This window comes from Terriglobus sp. TAA 43, assembly GCF_000800015.1.
Classification (GTDB): Bacteria; Acidobacteriota; Terriglobia; order Terriglobales; family Acidobacteriaceae; genus Terriglobus.
This window is the reverse complement of the sequence record NZ_JUGR01000001.1, coordinates 2,104,435-2,123,351: the sequence shown is the minus strand read 5'-3', so window position 1 is coordinate 2,123,351 and position 18,917 is coordinate 2,104,435. Positions and strand designations below refer to the sequence as shown.

Below are 18,917 nucleotides of genomic sequence, written 5' to 3'. Positions count from 1 at the left end.
TGACTGTATGCTCCTTGGGTGGATGCCGCAGGCCCTTGCGGGTATCGTCGCGTCTCAGATCAACTGCTGGTGATTTACCTTCTCTTCATCTGAATGCTCCATGGTGGACTTGCTATGAATCTTCGACTGTTTCCCACTGCTGTTTTTCTTCTCGCCGCTGCGCCGCTTGTTGCACAGCAGGCTGCATCTACTTCTGATATGCAGAATCCGTGGATCACGCTGATGACGAAGGCCGCTGCTCATGCCAAACAGCATGGCGCGCGTACTCCGCTGCTGTCACCCAATGACCACACTGTGGTGCGCATGACGGGTTCACCTGCAGATATGCCGCTGGTCCCTGTGAAGCAGTTGCAGGCGATGGGCATTCACGTGGTGCCGTGGACGACAAATGATCCGGAACAGATGCGCGCTATTATCCGCACAGGTGTGGATGGACTGATCAGCGATCGCCCGGACTTGCTGCAGCAGGTATTGAAGGAAGAGCGTGCTGCGAATCCTAACGATGAGACGCTGAAGCGTTTTGTTGTGAGCGCGCACCGTGGTGGCCGTGGGCTGCGTCCGGAAAATACTTTGCCGAGTTTTGAAAGCGGTCTGGATCAGCTTGCGACGGAGCTGGAAACAGATACAGGTGTTTCGACCGATGGCGTTTCGACCATTTGGCATGACCAGTTCTATAGCCCGCAGGCATGCCGCAAGGCCGATGGTTCCGCGTACACGATGGAGAATCGCATCTATTTGCGCGATATTTCGTCGACCGATGCGGGGAAGACGCTGATCTGTGACGTGATTCATTTTGGCAATGCGCAGAAGAATGATGCCGCGCTGTCGCCGGTGACGGTTGCGTTTGCGAAGAAGGAAAGCATGCCGTCGATCTATGCCCCGACGAATGTGCCGCAGTTGTTCCGCTTTGTGAAGTTCTATGTGGACTACTACACGACGGGCGCGGGAAAGAGCGATCCGCATGCGAAGGAGCGCGCTGCGAATGCGCGTACGGCGCACTTCAATATTGAGACGAAAATCGTTCCCGACGTGACGATGAGCAGCCAGGGACGTCCGGTGCCGAAGGGTTTCGAGAACCATACGAAGCCGCCGCAGGCGTTTGTGGATGCGCTTGCCGGAACCATTGCCAAGGAACACATGGAAGGCCGTGCCGCAATTCAGAGCTTTGACTTCCGGACGTTGCAACTGATCGAGGAGCAGTATCCGAAGATTCAGACGTTTTATCTGACGGAGAGCCCCAAGACGCTGAGCAGCGATTTTGTTCCTGCGCAACTTCGTGTTGGACGGTAAGTAACTTTCAAAGGTTTACTCTGTAACACTCTGTTGACGCGCCGTTCGCGGCGCGTTTACTTTTGCCGCCTAAGTTTGAGCCTATGCGTACAAGATTTGTATCTTCTCTCGTGATGGCGGCAGTGTGCGTTACTGTACCCGCGATCTCCTTCGCACAATATGAAAACGGTAGCGTGGTTGGAACGGTTCGCGATGCTTCGGGCGCGGTCATTGCGAACGCGACGGTCACCGTAACGAATCGCGCGACGGGCGTTGTGAGCACGCGTCAGAGCGACGACCATGGCGACTTTGAAGTACCTGCGCTGCGCGTGGGGCAGTATGACGTGCAGATTACCAAGGAAGGCTTTGCACCGACTACGGCTACGAACATCACCGTGTCGGTGGCTGCGCGTCAGCGTGTGGACATGAGCCTGGCGGTTGGCACAGCAAGCACCACGGTGGAAGTGAGCGACGTGGCGCTGCGTGTGGAAACGGATACGAGTCAGCGTGGCGAAATTGTGACGCAGCACCAGACGGCAAGCCTTCCGCTGGTGGGTCGTAACTACTCTGACCTTGTGGGTCTTGCCCCGGGTGTTCGCCAGACGGGCAATGCAATTACCACCACCAGCAACACGGGGCTTGTGCGCGAAGGTTCATTCAACGTGAATGGCCAGCGTTCCATGTTTAATAACTATCTGCTGGACGGTATGGATAACAACGCTTACGGCGAATCCAACCAGGGTTTCAGCAACCAGATCATTCAGCCGCCGCCCGATTCCGTGGCTGCTTTCCAAGTTGTGACGAACAATGAGAGCGCGGAGTATGGCCGCGGCAGCGGTGCCACTGTCAACGTGGCTTCGGCGCAGGGTACGAATACGTATCACGGTCGTGTGTATGAATTCATTCGCAACACGGACCTGAATGCGATTGGATTCTTCGCGCCTCCGGGTGGCAAGAAGCCGCAGTTTAACCGCAACCAGTTTGGCGGTAACGTTGGCGGTCGCATTATTCGCGACCACGCGTTCTTCTTCTTGGATTACGAGGGATTGCGCCAGGTGCGTAAGCAGGTGACCTCTGCGACTCTGCCGACGCCTACGCAGTTGAATGGTGTGTTCAGTAAGACTGTGTATGACCCGTATAACAGCACGGCTTATGCCGCGGGTACTTCGATTCTCGCTTCGTCGAATATCTCGCCCATTGCGCGTACGATCGCGGGCTATATCAAGACATTGAATCCAGGAACCGCGGCTGCTTCTAACTTCACGACGCTTCAGCGTTCGAATAACCGCACAGACAAGGGCGACCTTCGCCTGGACTATACGTTTAATCAGCGCAACTCCATGTTTGTGCGCGCGTCGCAGTTGAAGACGAATGCATTGGATGCTCCTGTGTTTGGCCTGCCGCTGGATGGCCAGTCGAATGGAAACCAGCGCATTCTGGATCAGCAGTTGGCAGGCGGTTACACGCGTGTGATTGGTGCGAACCAATTGCTCGATGTGCGTGTAAGCGTTTCGAAGACGAAGGCTGGTAAGTACTCCACTTCGATCGGTACGAATCCGGGATTCACGTTCCCTGGTCTGCCGACAGATCCTACCGTTGCAGGCGGTATCCCTGGAATCGGTATCACTGGCTTTGCTGCACTTGGACGTCAGACGACGAATCCGCAGTTCCAGAATCCTGCTGTGTTCAACCCGAAGGTGAACTATTCGTGGATGCGCGGTAACCATTCGCTGAAGTTTGGTTACGAATATCAGAAGGTTTGGATGGATGTGCAGGACACCAATCCTTTGTATGGCGGCTATACCTTTGGTGGTGGCTTCACGCGCTTCCAGAATGGTGTTGCGCAGGGTACAGCGAACAGCGATAACTACTTTGCGGACTTCCTTTTCGGCGCAAGCAGCGTATATTCACTGTCCAGCTACTTTGTGGCAAAGCTGCGTACCAATGGAAGTTTTGCTTATGTGCAGGATGATTGGAAGGTCTCGCCGAACCTCACGATTAACGTGGGCCTGCGTTATGAGTACGTTTCGCCGTACTCCGACGCGCAGAACCGTTTGACGAACTTCGATCCGACCTCATCGGGTGCCCAGACTGGTTCTATCTCCGCGTTTGTACCTGCAAGCAGCAGTAACAAGTACGGCTTCAGCCCTGACTTCAATAACTTTGGACCACGCGTTGGCTTCTCGTATGCACCGGATTCGAACACCACGGTGCGTGGAGGCTTTGGTATCAGCTTTGCTCACTATGACCGCGCAGGATCTGGCAACGTGCTTGCCATCAACCCGCCAAACGCACTCTTTACCAATGCTTCGCAGACGGCTCCCGCTGCAGGCGGAAGTGCTGGCACGTATGTACGTTTCGATGCGGGCTTCCCATCCACGACACTTACCTTTAACCCGATTACAGCGAACCCAAGCTACATCGATGGCAAGCGCTACCGCGATAGCTATGTGGAGAGCTACTACCTAAGTGTGCAGCGCCAGCTTGCAAAGAACACACTGCTGGATATCGCTTATGTTGGCAATCATGGTTTGAAGCTGCTGCAGCTTGCGAACTATAACCAGAAGGACCCGAACAACAATTTCGCTCGTCCGCTGCCAGCGTATGGTGACATCACGTATCCCATCCGCGAAGCTTACTCTCACTACGACTCCATCCAGGTGAAGTATGAGCAGCAGATGGTGGCAGGACTGACGTTGTTGAACAGCTTCACGTATGGCCATGCGTTGGATAACGCTGGTGCATCGCTGGAGAGCAACACGCCTGCACCGCAGGATCTGCGCAACCTTGGCGCGGATTATGGCAACAGCGATTACAACCAGCCGGTTTACAACGTCACCAGCCTTGTATACGAGTTGCCGTTTGGTCGCGGTCAGCGTTATATGAGCGGTGGCGGTATCACGAATGAAATCGTGGGTGGATGGCAGATTTCTGCGATCAACTCTGCGGCAAGCGGATACCAGTTCAACATCACGGATACACCGGCGGCGAACCTGCAGGTGACGGCGAGCAGCGTGCCGACGTATCGCGGCGGCAATATCTATCGCCCGAACCGCATTAATCCCTCGGCTCCGCTGTACACGCTGGATAAGAAGCGTTCCACTGGAACGTCACTGCAGTACCTGAATGTTGGTGCGACGTATACGCCGTCGAGCGGTGCTGTACTTGCGATTCCGACCGCAACACCGTTCGGCAACATTGCGCGCAATGTTGGGCGTTCGCCTGCGATCAACTTCCTGAACCTTGCTGTGAACAAGCGCTTCACCGTAACAGAGCGTGTGAACATGGAGTTCCGCAGCGAGCTTTACAACATTCTGAACCACACCAATTTTGCATCGCCGGGCGGTGGTATCTCCAACAGCGGTACCACGCTGGCTGGTGGCACGATCAACGCGACGCTTGATCCTCGTATTGTGCAGTTTGGTTTGAAGGTGATCTTCTAAGCTACGACTGTCAAAACAAGAAGAGGAGCAGCTAACCGGCTGCTCCTCTTCTTGTTTGTGTGTTGGTTTTCTATTTCGTCATGGAGTATGGGGCAGTGTGGTTTTTCATGGACCATGCTGCCTTTTCTTTGGTGCTCATGACGAAGTGGAGTTCGCCGCCGTTCATTAGTTCGTCGTGGGTGAGGAAGCTGCGGTCGAGTGGCTTGCCATTGAGTGTGACGTTTTGTACGAAGGCGTTGGTGTCGCTTAAGTTTTCCGCGGTGATGGTGAAGGTCTTGCCGTTGGGCAGGTGCATGGCTGCGTGATCAACGAAGGGTTTGCCGATGACGTATTCATTGCTGGTGGGCGCGACGGGATAGAAGCCGAGCGATGTGAAGACCAGCCACGCGGACATCTGTCCGAGGTCGTCGTTACCGACGAGGCCATCGGGTGCAGGTTTGTATTGCGAATCGACGATCTGCTTGAGGCGTGCCTGTGTGCGCCATGGTTGACCGGCGTACATGTAGAGATAGGGAAGGTGATGGCTTGGTTCGTTGCCGTGGATGTATTGGCCGATCATGCCGGAGATGTCTTCCACGTCAGCGTACTTTGCGGGATCGACTTTCTGATCGAACATCTCGTCGAGTTTTGCGACTAACTTATCGGGGCCGCCGAGTAACTTGATAAGGCCGAGTTCATCCTGCGGCTGATACCAAGAGTATTGCCATGCATTGCCTTCGGTGAAGCCGCTGTTTGCGCCTGCTTTGGTGGGGTCAAAGGGCGTGCGGTAGTCGCCGTTGGCTAGGCGCGGTTCTACGAATCCATCTTTGGTGTTGAAGTTATTGCGCCAGTATTGTGCGCGTTTGTAGAACTCGGTGGCGATGTCTTTGCGGCCCAGTTTTTCTGCGGTCTTGGCGATGGTCCAATCGTCGAAGGCGTATTCGACCGTCTTCGATGCGGCTTCCTGATCGTTGTCCACGGGGACGTAGCCGAGCTTCATGTATGCGCCGAGGTTGCCGTAGGGCGCGTACTTTGCGGATGCAACCATGGCATCGAGTGCGGCGTTTTTGTCGAAGCCGGGGATGTCTTTGGCGATGGCGTCGGCGAGGACGGGTACCGCGTGATAGCCGATCATGCACCATGTTTCAATGCCCTGGAACTGCCAGACAGGGAGGATGCCGAAAGGGCTTTCCTTTTGCGAGGCGAGCATGGAGTTGGCGAAATCACTGGTGCGTGATGCGGGTTGCACCAGCGTCATCAGCGGCTGTTCTGCGCGGTAGGTGTCCCATAGAGAGAGGCTGCTGACGAAGTTGAAACCAGTTGCTTTGTGGATCTGGTTGTCGGGGCCGCGATAGCTGCCGTCGACGTCCATGCTTACGGAGGGAGCGAGGAGCGTGTGATACAGCGCGGTGTAGAGGCTCTTGCGTGTGTCGGCGTCTGCGGTGATTTCGACTGTGCCGAGCGCCTTTTCCCACTGCGCAGTGGCTGCGTGATGGGCTGCGTCAAAGTCGAATGCGGGAACTTCTGCGTCCATGTTGGCGATGGCTTCGTCTTCGCTGGTGGGCGAGATGGCCACCTTCACAACTAAAGGCTTGGGAGATGAGGCGAAGTCGAAGACGCCGATGAGGCCGCGGCCTTCCATGCTCTGCGTGTCTTCCGGTGTGTTGCCGGGAGACTTGAATCCGTTGTAGAGGATGGGTTGCGATTCGCGGTTGTAAAGATGATGCGCGGTGAGTGGTTGCGAAAAACGGATGGCGAAGTAAAGCTGGCGTCCCGGTGCCCAGCCTCGGGTTTCGCGCATGCCGGTGATGGTGCCGTCGTTGCGTACGCGCAGGCGCGACCACAGAACTTTGCCGGGGTAGTTATAGATGCTGGAGCGCAGGTCGATGAGGATGTGTTCGGGCTTGTTGGCGGGGTAACTGTAACGATGTACGCCGACGCGCGTGGTGGCGGTGAGCTCGGCTTTGATGCCGTAGTCTTCGAGCGTTACACCGTAGTAGCCGGGTGATGCTTTTTCCGATACGTGGCTGAACTTTGAGCGATAGCCTGGATGTTCTGCATCGCCGGGCTCGAGGTTCACGTCGCCGCTGATGGGTTGCAGAAGGACATCGCCTAAGTCCGAGTGGCCCGCACCGGAGAAGTGCGTGTGCGAGAAGCCGAGGATGGTGGTGTCTTCATAGCGATATCCGGCGGCCCATTTGTAGCTTTGTTTGAAGGGGCGGATCTGTGTGTCGGGTGAGAGCTGCACCATGCCGAAGGGCACAGCTGCGCCCGGAAAGGTGTGACCTTCTGGGCCGGTGCCAATGAATGGATCGACCGCAGCAACGGGGGATTGCTGAGCGTGGGCCGCAGCCAATAAGAACAGGCTGCACGCGACGAATGTGTGAAGAGATGGGAAACGCATGCCGCTTCAGAGTAAACCCGCGCGATGGACAGATAGAATCGTCAGGCACGGTTTACTGTTTCATGGCATCCAACCAGAGATCGGGAGCGAATCATGCCATTTGATCTAAAGCGTTTTCTGCCTGTTGTTGCGCTTGCAGCCGCAGTTGTTGTGAGTCCGGGCTACGTCAACGCGCAGCCCGGGCAGGGTGGTCCTCCGCCAGGACAAGGCGGCTCACCTCCGGGACAGGGGCCAGGGAACGGCCAGCAGCGGCCACCGCAGAATGGAAACCAACGTCCTCCGCAGAATGGCCAGCGTCCACCGCAACAAGGAAACCAGCGTCCGCCACAGAACGGGCAACGTCCGCCTCAGCAGGGAAATCCGCGGCCTCCACAGAATGGCCAGCGTCCTCCGCAGCCGGGACCACAGCGTCCACCGCAGAACAATCAACGCCCGCCGCAGCGTCCTCCGCAAGGTGGTCCGGGACGGCCTAACTTCCAGTTTGATCAGCACTATCGCAATCAAATGGCGCAGCACTATCGTTCGGATGCGATGCGTTATCGCAATCGGAAGCGTCCGCCATTTGCGCCGGGATATGCGATTCCTCGCAACTACTCGATTCGTCCGGTGCCGTCTTCGTATTGGAGAGGGATGCCGCCACCGCCTCCGGGATATCAGTATGGCTACTATGACGGCTACATGGTCGCCTATAACCCGACTACGCGCATCATTGCAGACGTGATGGATCTGGTGACAGCTTTGGTGAACTAACAGAAGTTTGCTGCAAATGTTTTGGGCTGCCTCTCGAGGCAGCCCATTCTTATTCGGGGGTCGCCAGTGTCACGGCGAACCAATGTTGTTCATCTGTCCATTGTTCTACCGGCGCATAGTTTGCAGTGCGCAGCAGGGAAGCAATGGATGGGCTAGTGAATTTGTAGCTGTTCTCGGTGTGGATGGTTTCACCCTTTGCGAAGTGGAAGGACACATTCAGCGCGGGAATGCGGACAGTCTGTTCCCGCAGTGATTGCAGATGCATTTCAATGCGCGATTGTTCTTCATTCCACACTGCCATGTGGCGAAAGCGTGCGAGGTCAAAGTTGGAGCGAAGGTCCCGGTTGATGCGGCGCAGCAGATTCAGATTGAAGGCTTCTGTCACGCCGTCGTGATCGTTGTATGCGGCTTCAAGCTTGCGGCGATCCTTGACCATGTCTGTGCCCAGCAATAGCGTGTCGCCGGGCTGCAGTTGTCTGCGTAGATTGCAGAGGATAGTGGCTGCTTCCTCTGGATCGAAGTTGCCGATGCTGCTGCCGATGTAGAGCGCCATCGTGGGGCCGTCGTGCTGCGGGATTTCCAACGTGTCGGTGACGTAATTGGCTACCTGTGGCGATACCGTGACGCCGCTCTGCACGCGTCCCATGGAGGCGCATGCTTCGGCCATTGCAGACTCGGACACGTCGATGGGCAGATACTCTGTCTGGCCCTGGCGACGCACTGCGGCGTCGAGCAGGATGCCCGTCTTCGTCGCCGTTCCTGCGCCGAGTTCAAGGATGCGGAGACGGCCGTTCCGACCGGGATGTTTCTGTTGCCATGTGCGGATGGCGGTGCCGATGATGCCGTCGGCGTAGCCCGCGAAGATGGCGCGTTCGGTGCGTGTGGGGTAGTACTCAGGCAGCGTGGTGATGCGTTCAAACAGGCGCGAACCTTCCGCGTCGTAAAAGAGCCACGCGGGCAGCCACTTTGGCGTGCAAGACAAGCCTTCATGCACTGCTGCAGCCACGGCATCCTGAACGAGGTCTGCGGCTGGTGGTGTTAAAAGCTCAGGGGCAGAAACGGATGTGCTCACCGATGGTCCTATTCGTTATGTGAAAAAGCGCGTGCCAGTCGGATGCCGGAAAACTGCCAGCGTGTGCCCGGCGTAAAGAAGTTGCGATAGGCGGTGCGGATGTGGCTTGTCGGTGTGGCGACGGAGCCTCCGCGAAGCACCATTTGGCTGGACATGAACTTGCCGTTGTATTCACCTAGCGCGCCGGGAAGTGGGGCGTAGCCGGGATAGCCGGTGTAGGCGGAGGCTGTCCACTCCCATGCGTAGCCCAGCATTTGTGTGAGGCCGTCGGAGGTGGCGGCGAGAGGATGGAGTCCACCTTGTTCCAAAAGCCCGGTTGATTCCATAGCTGCTTCGCTTGCTGCGTGTTCCCATTCCGCTTCGGTTGGGAGTCGACAACCACGCCAGCGTGCATAGGCGTCGGCTTCAAACAGGCTTACGTGGCATACGGGCGTGGCCAGCATGGTGGAAAGGCCGCGCCATCCACCCATGGTGAAGATGCGCCAGCCTGTGCTGTCATCGGTACATCGCTGCCAGTAGAGCGGCGCTTCCCAGTGTTCCTGTTCGATCGTGTCCAAACCTTCGCTGAGCCACAGTTCGGCGCGCGTGTAGGCGTTGTCGTTCATGAAGGCGAGATATTCGCCGCAGGTGACGAGGCGATTCTCGAGAGCGTAGGGCTGCAGGTACACGCGGTGTTGCGGGGTTTCATTGTCAAAACAGAAGTCGAGCGGGTCCGCTGTGTTGAGGGGGTAGCCAATCTCCTGCACGCCGCCCTCGAACTCTATCCAGCGCGAAGGTGTGGGTTCTGCGTCTGCCGCTACTTGCGCTTCGCGATAGATGGGGTGTAGGGGGTTGGTGAAGAAGGCGTGCTTGATGTCGGTCAGCAGAAGTTCGAGATGCTGCTGTTCATGCTGGATGCCGAGCACGATGCGGCGCAGTGCGTCGTCGGGCACATTGTCTTGCTGCAGCAGTTCTTCGACGTGGCGATTTACATGCGCCCGGAAGGCGACGATGGTTTCCAGAGACGGGCGCGAGAACGATGCTCGGAGTTTTTTCTCAGGAATTTCGTTGCCCAGGCTGCGGTAGTAGCTATTGAAGAGCCAATGGAAATCGGGATGGAATGGCTGGTAGCCGCGCAGGAACTTTGCCAGTACGAAGGTCTCAAAGAACCAGCTTGTGTGCGCCTGATGCCACTTGGTGGGGCTGGCTTCCGAGCAGGACTGCACCATCTGATCCTCGGCGGTCAGCGTGCGGCAGGCTTCCTCGGTGGCTTGCCGAGCGGCCAGAAAGCGTTGCAGCAGCGTGGCTTGCACGGGACTTACGACCTTTGAAACAACAGTGGTGGCCATTCGCATGAAACCTCAGGCAAGGGATTGAGCGCGTGCGCGGACTGGGTAGAGAGGAAGATGTTGCCGTGAGTGGATTGGATGCAGATTTGACGCACTATGTTCTTCCTTCTCATGGAGGGTGCGCCACAAAAAAGTTTTAGGTGGCACGATCCGTGGATGGTGGTGGAATCTTTTCGGATTCCGGGGGACGCGCCCCTTTCGCGGGAGGCGCGAAGCGGCATATACTGCCATCAAATACATCTCCATGCCGTCCTGGGCCGGAAATTACAGGCAATTCCAGGGCTTCGCAGGGGACAATGCCAGCGAGGTGCGTCTTCTCCGAGACGTTGTACGCAGGTCCTGAATTCGAAGTGACAATGGCAGCAGATAGTACTTCCTGCGCCACGAATTTCGTCTCGCCCCGTTCGCTGATCCGCTCCGCTCTCCATTCTGCTACTGCTTTCCTTGCACCTGCTCGATGCCGGATGTGCCGCGTTCAGCCACTGGCCGATGGACGGCTGGTCCCGCTGTGTGATGGATGCATGGCATCCGTTGAGAGCGGTCGCCTGGGTGGTCGCTGCTATCACTGTGCGGAGCCGTTGGGGTATGAGCCGTCGTATCAGGCGTCCGGCGACGAGATTCTTTGCGCCGATTGCGTAGCAACTCCTCCAGCTTTTATGCGCGCGACAGCTTTTGGTTCTTACGAGTTGATGCGGCATGCGCTTCGGCTGTTCAAGTTTGGCAATGTGCGGTCGCTGGCGCGGCCTATGGGGGCATTGTTAGCAGAGGCCGTTCTGGCCCAGGCAGAGGGCATGCCGGAATCGCTGCTGGTGATCCCGGTGCCGCTCTTCCGGCGACGTCGTTTGTATAACCAGAGCCATCTGCTGGCGCTTGCTGCGATGCGTGTGGTTCGGCGACGCCATCCGCACTGGAGGATGGAACTGGCTCCTCGGCGGATGAAGCGCGTTCATCACAGGGAATCGCAGTACCGCTTGTCGCCGGATGAGCGTCGCGAAAATGTGCGTGGCGCGTTTCGCGTGCGAGGCTCCGTTCGTGGACGCCATGTGCTGCTGGTGGATGATGTGTATACCACTGGCGCCACCGTAACGGAATGTACGGAAGTGTTGTTGGCCGCAGGGGCCGAGAGTGTGCGTGTGGTCACGTTGGCTCGCGCCGGTACTCAGACGCCTATGTTGTGGAGCGCGCCTGTAGAAGTTACCGACCATCCTGCGCGCAATAAATTTGGGAGCCCTAATTACTCGCATTCGGTGCCGTAGCCGAGCGCCAGTGCAAAGAGATAGGTAAGAACGACCGGCAAGCACGAACAGATCGATATCGCCCTTCGCAAGGAGCAGTGCTCGAGATGCATTCCGCCAAAGCCCGTAAGCAGAAGTCGCTCGCCAAGTGCCACACCCTCACTCCACCCGGTGAGGATCCGCGTCCGCGTCGTGGAGGAACCACGTTGCAGACGCCAGTGCTGGTATTGAATGCCTCCTATGAACCCATCAACATTTGTGGTGCGCGTCGTGCGCTGGTGCTGGTGCTGAAAGGTGTGGCACGCACGGAAGAAGAGCATGGGCACACGCTGCATGCAGCCTGCATCCGCATGCCTATGCCGTCTGTGATTCGTCTGCTGGAGTATCGTCGTATTCCTCACCAGACACGCGCGCTGTCACGCAAGAACATTCTTCTGCGCGATCGGAACACTTGCCAGTACTGCGGTTGCATCCTGACTGCGAGCGAACTGACGCTGGACCATGTTCTGCCGCGTTCGCGTGGAGGCACGTCTACCTGGGAGAACCTGGTGGCATGTTGCCATGATTGCAACCGGCGCAAAGGAAACCAGCTATTACATGAGCTGCAGGATATGAAGTTGATGCGCGAGCCGCGACCGTTTTCGCTGCATACTTCCCGACATATCATGCGAATGTTGGGGTCTGGAGACGCGGCCTGGAGGAAGTATCTGTATTTTGAAGCGTGAAATATGTTGAATCTCATACACGCGGCGCTCTTTTTTTAGAAGAGCGCCGCTCTTTTTTGATAAGTTCTTCTTAACATCTCCCGGTCTTAATCTAAGACTTTGCACAACACTGCCGATAAGAGCAGTAGCCTCCTTCCTCAGTCCAACGGGTTAGTGAGTGCCGCCGGTGTGCACCGGCCTTCCGAAAGGTTGTGGATTGTGCGCAGGGATTCCTCTGATTTCACGCGTTCTTTTGTTCTGAGGGGTCTTTCTCCTGCTTTCCTAAAATGACTTCAGTAACTGCGCTTGTTATAGGCATTGCTATGTCGTCGGAATGAATGGACGCGGCCTTATCGATCACTTAGGGTAAGTCTTGCCCGGGGACAAGTTTCCGGAAGAGTCTTGGAGGACTACCCAAAAATGAAGAAGACCGTTGTTACCTCTGCCGTGATGTCGCTCCTGCTGGTGCTGGGCGCCGCTTCTACCGGATCTGCAAACGCACAGACCAAAACCACCAAGAAGACGACCGCGACCTCTGCTTCGATCCCCCCGCCGACCTGCCCCCCGGGAGATCCGAACGGCTGCGGTATCTACGACTAAGTTTTTCTGGGTCAGCCGGAACGCTGCTCCTTGATATGCTCTTGCTCAAGGAGATTTCCGGTGTCCACGTTCCCGCTCTACAACACGCTCAGCGCGATCGAAATTGCGCTGAGCGTTGTTGCTTTGGTGTTTCTGGTTCGCGCAGGGGAACTAAAGACATACTGGCCGATGCTGATTGTCAGCAACTGGCAGACAATCCCTTTCTTTACGTTTGAATGGCTCCGCGCACACGGACGCGCGCATGGCATCAGCGCCAGGGCCGCCTACAACATTTACTTCTATTCCTTCTGGTTGTGTTTTGCCCTGGAAGCTCTGTTTGCTGTTCTGATGACCTACTTTGTATTGCGCGAGGCCATGCGCCCTCTCAAAGGTCTCCAGCAACTCGGCAATATCGTCTATCTATGGATTCTTGCAATCACGATCTTTCTGGCGTTTGACGCTTCCCACACGACTGCCGTGCACGGAGAACACGTGATGGTTGGGTTGGTGAGCGAGCTCCAACGCATTGGCGGAACAATCACCGTCAGCCTGGTGATCTTTGTCTGTCTCGCGATTCGTCCTATGGGGCTTTCGCTGCGTAGTCGGGTCTTCGGAACGAGCTTCGGCCTGGCCCTTACGTCGCTGATGAATACGCTGCAGGCTCCTTATTTCTTCCAGACCCACTATCTCTACCGTCCTTATGCAATCGTGCAGATTCTGACGAACTGCACGGCAGAACTGATCTGGATCTGGTATTTCAGCCGGCCCGAACCGAAGCGTAAGTTTGTGCTTCTGGCTACGACATCGCCCTTCCATGCGTGGAACCGCATCGCAGAGCAGTTTGGCGCGGAGCCGGGATATGTCGCCATTGGTGGCGTGCCACCGGATGCCTTTGCTGCGGCTGAGATTGAGGTCTTCCATCGCGCATCGGCGAAGATGACTTCCGAGGACGAGAAAGAAAAAGAGAAATAGATCGTCGTCCTGCTCCCACTGATATGGAACGCGCGACACCGGGACAGGAAAGCCTTTCCTTCTACTTCACGGCGCTATCGCCTGGGATGATGAGCCTTGTTCATCCCGAGGGATGTTCTTTTGAAGTACCCCAACGGAAGGGAACATCGGTAGGGAAGGTCAGGGAAGATCGTAAAGCAGAAGGGCCACCCTTGCGGGTGGCCCTTGCTGATGTTGCATGAGGCGAGAGTTACTCGCGCTCGGAGCGCTTCCAGTTGATGAGGTCGCCCAGCGTGGTGCTGGAGGACGAGCTGCTGGAGGAGCTGGTGGAAGGAGTCTTGTAGCTCTCCACCTCTTCGCGGCTGGCTTCTTCGCCGATACCACGGAGGCTGAGGCCTACCTTCTTCTCGTCGGGGCTCATCTTCACGATCTTGAACTCGTGCTCAGAACCAACCTGGAGTTCCGCCTGCTTGCCGGTCTCGTCCACTGCTTCGGAGACGTGGCACAGACCTTCAACACCCTCGGCGATCTCAACGAATGCGCCGAACTGTGCGGTGCGAAGAACCTTGCCCTTGACCACATCACCAACGCGGTGCTGAGCGAAGAAGGTATCCCATACATCGGGCTCGAGCTGCTTCACGCCAAGGCTCAGGCGACGGTTCTCCGGCTCAACACCGAGAACAACAGCCTTAACCTTCTCGCCCTTCTTCAGAACTTCCGAAGGATGCTTGATGCGCTTCGTCCAGCTCAGGTTCGAAACGTGAACCAGGCCGTCGATGCCGTCTTCGATCTCGATGAATGCACCGAAGTCGGTCAGGTTGCGAACGCGACCCTCAACCGTTGCACCGGTGGGGTACTTGTTCTCCAACTGCTCCCACGGATTGTCCTGCAGCTGCTTCATGCCAAGCGAGATGCGGCGATCGTTCGGGTTTACCTGGAGGATGATGGTGTCGACTTCATCGCCGGGCTTGACCATCTTCGACGGGTGCTTCATCCGCTTGGACCAGGTCATCTCCGAGACGTGGACCAGGCCTTCGATGCCCTGTTCCAGCTCAACGAATGCGCCGTAGTCGGTCACGGACAGAACACGTCCCTTGACCTGTGCACCGATGGGGTAACGCTCGGTCGCGTCGAGCCACGGATCAGGCGTGAGCTGCTTGAATCCGAGCGAAACGCGGTGCTTATCCTTGTCGAACTTGAGGACCTTCACCTGGATCTCGTCGCCCACCTGCACGAGATCGCGCGGGTGGGTGAGGCGACCCCAGCTCATGTCGGTGATGTGGAGCAGGCCGTCAAGGCCGCCCAGCTCAACGAATGCGCCGTAGTCGGTCAGGTTCTTCACAACGCCGGTCAGCACGGTGCCCTCTTCGAGGGTCTCCAGCGTGACGGACTTCTTGGCGTTCTGCTCTTCCTCAAGGATTTCCTTGCGGGAGATAACCACGTTGCCGCGCTTCTTGTTCAGCTTGATAACGCGAACGTCGAGCTGCTGGCCGAGGTAGGTGTCCAGGTTGCGAACAGGGCGAATCTCAACCTGCGAACCGGGGAGGAATGCCTTTACGCCGATGTCGACGGTGAGACCACCCTTAACGCGGGAAAGAACCGTGCCGGTGACGGGGGTCTTGTCTGCAGCAGCCTTCTCGAGCTGATCCCACAGGCGGTGGCGCTGAGCCTTCTCGTAGGAGACGAGGTATCCGCCTTCCGACTCTTCACGCTCTACAACCACTTCCACTGCATCGCCCACGGCCAGCTTCGGCTCGCCGGTGTGATCCAGTACCTGCTCCTTCGGAATCAGACCCTCGGACTTGAGTCCGATGTCGACAACAACGTGCTTGTCGGTGATCTTGACCACGGTGCCGGTGATGACCTTGTCCTCTTCCATAGCGGAGGAGGCAGCGGCCTTTTCTTCGGCCTGTTCCCGGTCAAAGCTTTCGAGCGCGGCTGCAAAGTCAGCTGCGTCGTAATCGATGTCATCGGGGCCATCGGTAATTTCGGCGGTGGTGGTTTCAGGAGCGGGCGTGACGAGGTGGTTTGCGCCTACAGCGGGGTCGCTTACGTTCTCGGTCACGGGGCCATTGGCTTCGTGCAGGTTGTCAGGAGTGGTGGTTTCGGTCGGCATGGTTTCCAGTTCGGTGCTCAGAGGTTTGCTCTCAGTTTCAGAATTTAGCGGGGGATGGCAGCGGGCAGCCACCCAGCTATTGACGCTCCGCAGTGCCTTCAGGATTCAAAAGGGGGCCACTACCGGCAGTGCGCTGAAACGTGTTTCGATGTGTTAGCAGACGACGCACAGGCGCCGCTGGTTGAAACCGCAAGAGCGAATTGTCCAAGGTAGCCCGCGCAAAATCCCCAAAGCGCCAGAGCTTGGTTTAAGTATAGGACTCGAAAAGGCGTGGGTCAATGAAATCAAGCTTTCGAAGGCAAGCGCCAGAAACGGCCAGATGATTGAAGAAGGTTCGCGAGACGAAAACAGAAACAGGGAGAGCCCCTGTTGCGGCTCTCCCTGACTCCTGCTTGAGCGGCTTTGAGATCGTCGGTTATTCCCGTTGGAGCGCGCGCCAGCCGATGTCGCGACGCATCTGCATGCCCTTGAAGGAGATGCCAGAAACGGCGTCGTAGGCCTTTCCGGCGGCTCGGCGAAGGTTCTCTGCTTCGGCAGCGATGGCCAGGACGCGGCCACCTGCGGTAACGATTTCTCCCGCTTCATTGCGCGCCGTTCCGGCATGGAAGACCTCGACATTCGCAGGAAGAGAGGCGTTCAGGCCGTGGATGACGACGCCCTTTTCCGCGCTGGCCGGGTAGCCCGCGCTGGCCAGGATCACGCTGATGGCTGCGCCCGGCTTGAGGCGGATGTCGAGCTTGTCCGCCGTGCCGTCGATGGAGGCATCGACAAGGTCCAGGAAGTCGATTTCGAGGCGGAGGAGGATGGCTTCGGTCTCCGGATCGCCCCAACGCGTGTTGAATTCAAGGACTTTAGGGCCGTTCGGTGTCATCATGAGGCCGATGAAAAGGATGCCGCGGAAGGGGTATCCCTCGGCCTTCATGCCGTCAACGGTGGGCTGTGCAACCTGTTCCAGCACCCAGGTTTTGAGGTCGTCGGGCAGCAGCAGGTCCGTGGAATACGCGCCCATACCGCCGGTGTTGGGGCCAGTGTCGCCTTCGCCGATGCGCTTGTGGTCCTGCGCGGCGGCGATGATTGCCGCGTGCTCGCCGTCGCAGAGGGCGAAGACGCTGAGTTCGTCGCCGGTGAGGAACTCTTCGATGACGAGTGAGCCGTTCATGGGGAGCAGTTCCTGGACGGCGGCGTCGGCTTCGGCGTCGGTGGTGGCGATGATGACGCCCTTGCCCGCGGCCAGGCCGTCGGCCTTCAGGACCACGGGGAGGGAGAACTCTGGCAGCGCGGTCTGGGCTTCGTCTAGGGTGTGGACCGTGACGTAGCGGGCGGTGGGGATGTTGTGGCGCTGGAGAAAGTCCTTGGTGAAGGCTTTGCTGCTTTCCAGTTGTGCTGCGGCCTGTGTAGGGCCAAAAACGCGGATGCCGCGTTCATTGAGAGCGTCCACAATACCTGCGGCCAGAGGGACTTCCGGGCCGATGATGACCAGGTCAGGCTGCACAGCGTCGGTGACGCGCAGCATGTCGGCCACGTCGTCCTGCTTTACGGGCAGGCACTTTGCAATGGTTTCAATGCCCGCGTTGCCTGGTGCGCACACCAGTTCGTTCACACGCGCGGACTTTCGCAACGCCCAGCAGATGGCATGTTCACGGCCGCCTGCACCAATCACCAGAACCTTCATGGTCTCTAGTATCTCGCGGGAATTGTGTGGAAGGTGGCTCAGATGCTGGTATGCTTCATTTAGGTGAGCCTAAAGACTGCCATTTCGGAAGAGAAGGCTGAGACGCGCATCACGATGCGCGAGCTATGGACGTTCTTTGGCCCGGCGTTTGTAGCGTCAGTCGCCTATATCGATCCCGGCAATTTTGCTTCGAATATCGTCGGCGGCGCCAAGTATGGCTACACGCTGCTTTGGGTTTTGCTGTGGTCGAATGCGATGGCCATGCTGGTGCAATACCTGTCCGCGAAGCTGGGAATTGCGACAGGGAATACGTTGCCAGAGTGTTGCCGCGAACATTTCTCAAAGCCTGTGGTGTGGCTGTTGTGGGTGGGAGCGGAGATTAGCGCGATTGCCACGGATCTGGCGGAGTTTCTTGGCGCGGCGCTCGGTTTTTATCTGTTGGTAGGGCCATATTTCCTCGCTCATGGCATGAGCCGTACGACCGTGATGTTTCTGGCTGCACTTGCCACCACGGTGTTTGTGTTTTTGTTACTGGCTTTGAATCAGCGTGGCTTTCGGCATTTTGAGGGCGTGATCATTGCGTTGGTCAGTGCCATTGGTTTCTGCTACGCGATTGAGATCTTCCTGGTACATCCGGATTGGTCGCAGGCGGTGCGTGGAACGCTGGTGCCGCACCTGAATCACGAGACGCTGTACATTGCCGTGGCCATGCTGGGCGCGACGGTGATGCCGCATGTGATTTATCTGCACTCGTCACTGATGCAGCCGCGTTTGTCGACGTTTGTGGAGCATGGCGTCAGCGGTGGTGCCAGTCGCGCGCAGGCAGCAGGTCGTTTGCGCGACTTCCGTCGGCGTTATCTGCGCTTTGAACGTATCGACATCATCTTTGCGATGAACGGTGCGTGGCTGATTAACTCGGCCATGTTGATCATGGCGGCAGCGGCGCTGGGCGGCGTGGGCGAGGGTGCCATCAGCAAGCTGGAAGGCGCGCATCAAACGCTTGGACCTTTGCTGGGGCCCATGGCGCAGGTTGCGTTTGCCGTGGCGTTGCTGTGCAGCGGTTTGTCCTCATCGACGATTGGTGTGTTGGCCGGGCAGGTGGTGATTGAAGGATTCCTGCATGTTAAGTTTCCTATCTATCTGCGTCGCCTGATCACAATCATCCCGGCGCTGGTGGTGATTGCGATGGGACTGGATGAGTTGAAGGTGTTGCTGCTGTCGCAGGCGGTGCTGTCCTTCGGTATCCCCTTTGCGCTCGTGCCGCTGTTGCTGCTGACGGGCAAGAAGAGTGTGATGGGTGAGTTCTGCAATAACCGTGCGACAGCGGTTGCAGGATGGACTGTGGCGATGCTCATCATTGGGCTCAACTGCGTTCTGCTCTGGCAGATGTTCACGGCATAGCGGCAAAAGAAGAG

General features: G+C 57.4%; 13 protein-coding genes. 8 read left to right on the top strand and 5 right to left on the bottom strand.

Annotated elements, in window-relative coordinates; translation table 11 throughout:
* Positions 1–114 precede the first annotated feature (114 nt).
* Positions 115–1,290: a glycerophosphodiester phosphodiesterase family protein gene (locus tag M504_RS09015; protein WP_047490362.1), complete on the top strand. Its 1,176-nt coding sequence runs from the start codon at positions 115–117 to the stop codon at positions 1,288–1,290.
* 83 nt (positions 1,291–1,373) lie between these two features.
* The gene (locus tag M504_RS09010) at positions 1,374–4,712 is read left to right on the top strand and encodes a TonB-dependent receptor (RefSeq protein ID WP_047490359.1); all 3,339 of its coding nucleotides are present in this window, start codon (positions 1,374–1,376) and stop codon (positions 4,710–4,712) included.
* 70 nt (positions 4,713–4,782) lie between these two features.
* On the opposite strand, the gene M504_RS09005 is transcribed toward M504_RS09010, so the two are convergent.
* Positions 4,783–7,095 (bottom strand): GH92 family glycosyl hydrolase, encoded by a 2,313-nt coding sequence (locus M504_RS09005; RefSeq protein WP_047490355.1) that lies wholly within the window; start codon positions 7,093–7,095, stop codon positions 4,783–4,785.
* 93 nt (positions 7,096–7,188) lie between these two features.
* Here M504_RS09005 and M504_RS22295 point away from each other — a divergent pair, with 93 nt between their 5' ends.
* Complete coding sequence (locus M504_RS22295; protein ID WP_052200555.1) at positions 7,189–7,845, top strand: hypothetical protein; 657 nt, start codon at positions 7,189–7,191, stop codon at positions 7,843–7,845.
* A gap of 49 nt (positions 7,846–7,894) precedes the next feature.
* Here M504_RS22295 and egtD read toward each other — a convergent pair whose 3' ends face one another.
* Together egtD and egtB are read right to left on the bottom strand one after the other, a co-directional pair.
* Entirely contained in the window at positions 7,895–8,917 is a 1,023-nt protein-coding gene (gene egtD / locus M504_RS08995; protein ID WP_047490352.1) for an L-histidine N(alpha)-methyltransferase, read from the bottom strand.
* An 8-nt stretch (positions 8,918–8,925) separates the two neighbouring features.
* Positions 8,926–10,245, bottom strand: coding sequence for an ergothioneine biosynthesis protein EgtB (gene egtB / locus M504_RS08990; protein ID WP_047490350.1), 1,320 nt, complete (start codon positions 10,243–10,245; stop codon positions 8,926–8,928).
* Between the two features lie 521 nt (positions 10,246–10,766).
* Here egtB and M504_RS21770 point away from each other — a divergent pair.
* From M504_RS21770 to M504_RS08970, 4 genes are all read left to right on the top strand, one after another.
* Complete coding sequence (locus M504_RS21770; protein ID WP_198137559.1) at positions 10,767–11,501, top strand: ComF family protein; 735 nt, start codon at positions 10,767–10,769, stop codon at positions 11,499–11,501.
* Between the two features lie 86 nt (positions 11,502–11,587).
* Positions 11,588–12,205 (top strand): HNH endonuclease, encoded by a 618-nt coding sequence (locus M504_RS08980; RefSeq protein ID WP_052200553.1) that lies wholly within the window; start codon positions 11,588–11,590, stop codon positions 12,203–12,205.
* A 399-nt stretch (positions 12,206–12,604) separates the two neighbouring features.
* Entirely contained in the window at positions 12,605–12,784 is a 180-nt protein-coding gene (locus M504_RS08975) for a hypothetical protein (protein ID WP_047490347.1), read from the top strand.
* 60 nt (positions 12,785–12,844) lie between these two features.
* Positions 12,845–13,735 carry a hypothetical protein gene (locus M504_RS08970; RefSeq protein ID WP_047490343.1) on the top strand — a complete coding sequence of 297 codons (891 nt, stop codon included), beginning with the start codon at positions 12,845–12,847 and terminating at the stop codon, positions 13,733–13,735.
* Positions 13,736–13,964: 229 nt separating this feature from the next.
* Here M504_RS08970 and M504_RS08965 read toward each other — a convergent pair whose 3' ends face one another.
* Both M504_RS08965 and purD read right to left on the bottom strand, forming a co-directional pair.
* A complete protein-coding gene (locus M504_RS08965) occupies positions 13,965–15,830 on the bottom strand; it encodes a 30S ribosomal protein S1 (RefSeq protein WP_052200552.1) in 1,866 nt (621 codons plus the stop codon).
* A 415-nt stretch (positions 15,831–16,245) separates the two neighbouring features.
* Positions 16,246–17,502: a phosphoribosylamine--glycine ligase gene (gene purD / locus M504_RS08960; protein ID WP_047490337.1), complete on the bottom strand. Its 1,257-nt coding sequence runs from the start codon at positions 17,500–17,502 to the stop codon at positions 16,246–16,248.
* Between the two features lie 63 nt (positions 17,503–17,565).
* Here purD and M504_RS08955 point away from each other — a divergent pair, with 63 nt between their 5' ends.
* Entirely contained in the window at positions 17,566–18,903 is a 1,338-nt protein-coding gene (locus tag M504_RS08955; RefSeq protein WP_047490333.1) for an Nramp family divalent metal transporter, read from the top strand.
* Positions 18,904–18,917: the final 14 nt, after the last annotated feature.

Bases quoted from the DNA above. Each gene is read 5' to 3' on its own strand.
- M504_RS09015 (WP_047490362.1), top strand. From the start codon at position 115: ATGAATCTTCGACTGTTTCCCACTGCTGTTTTTCTTCTCGCCGCTGCG.
- purD (WP_047490337.1), bottom strand. From the start codon at position 17,502: ATGAAGGTTCTGGTGATTGGTGCAGGCGGCCGTGAACATGCCATCTGC.
- M504_RS09005 (WP_047490355.1), bottom strand. From the start codon at position 7,095: ATGCGTTTCCCATCTCTTCACACATTCGTCGCGTGCAGCCTGTTCTTA.
- M504_RS09010 (WP_047490359.1), top strand. From the start codon at position 1,374: ATGCGTACAAGATTTGTATCTTCTCTCGTGATGGCGGCAGTGTGCGTT.
- M504_RS22295 (WP_052200555.1), top strand. From the start codon at position 7,189: ATGCCATTTGATCTAAAGCGTTTTCTGCCTGTTGTTGCGCTTGCAGCC.
- egtB (WP_047490350.1), bottom strand. From the start codon at position 10,245: ATGGCCACCACTGTTGTTTCAAAGGTCGTAAGTCCCGTGCAAGCCACG.
- M504_RS08975 (WP_047490347.1), top strand. From the start codon at position 12,605: ATGAAGAAGACCGTTGTTACCTCTGCCGTGATGTCGCTCCTGCTGGTG.
- M504_RS08980 (WP_052200553.1), top strand. From the start codon at position 11,588: ATGCATTCCGCCAAAGCCCGTAAGCAGAAGTCGCTCGCCAAGTGCCAC.
- M504_RS08965 (WP_052200552.1), bottom strand. From the start codon at position 15,830: ATGCCGACCGAAACCACCACTCCTGACAACCTGCACGAAGCCAATGGC.
- M504_RS21770 (WP_198137559.1), top strand. From the start codon at position 10,767: ATGGCATCCGTTGAGAGCGGTCGCCTGGGTGGTCGCTGCTATCACTGT.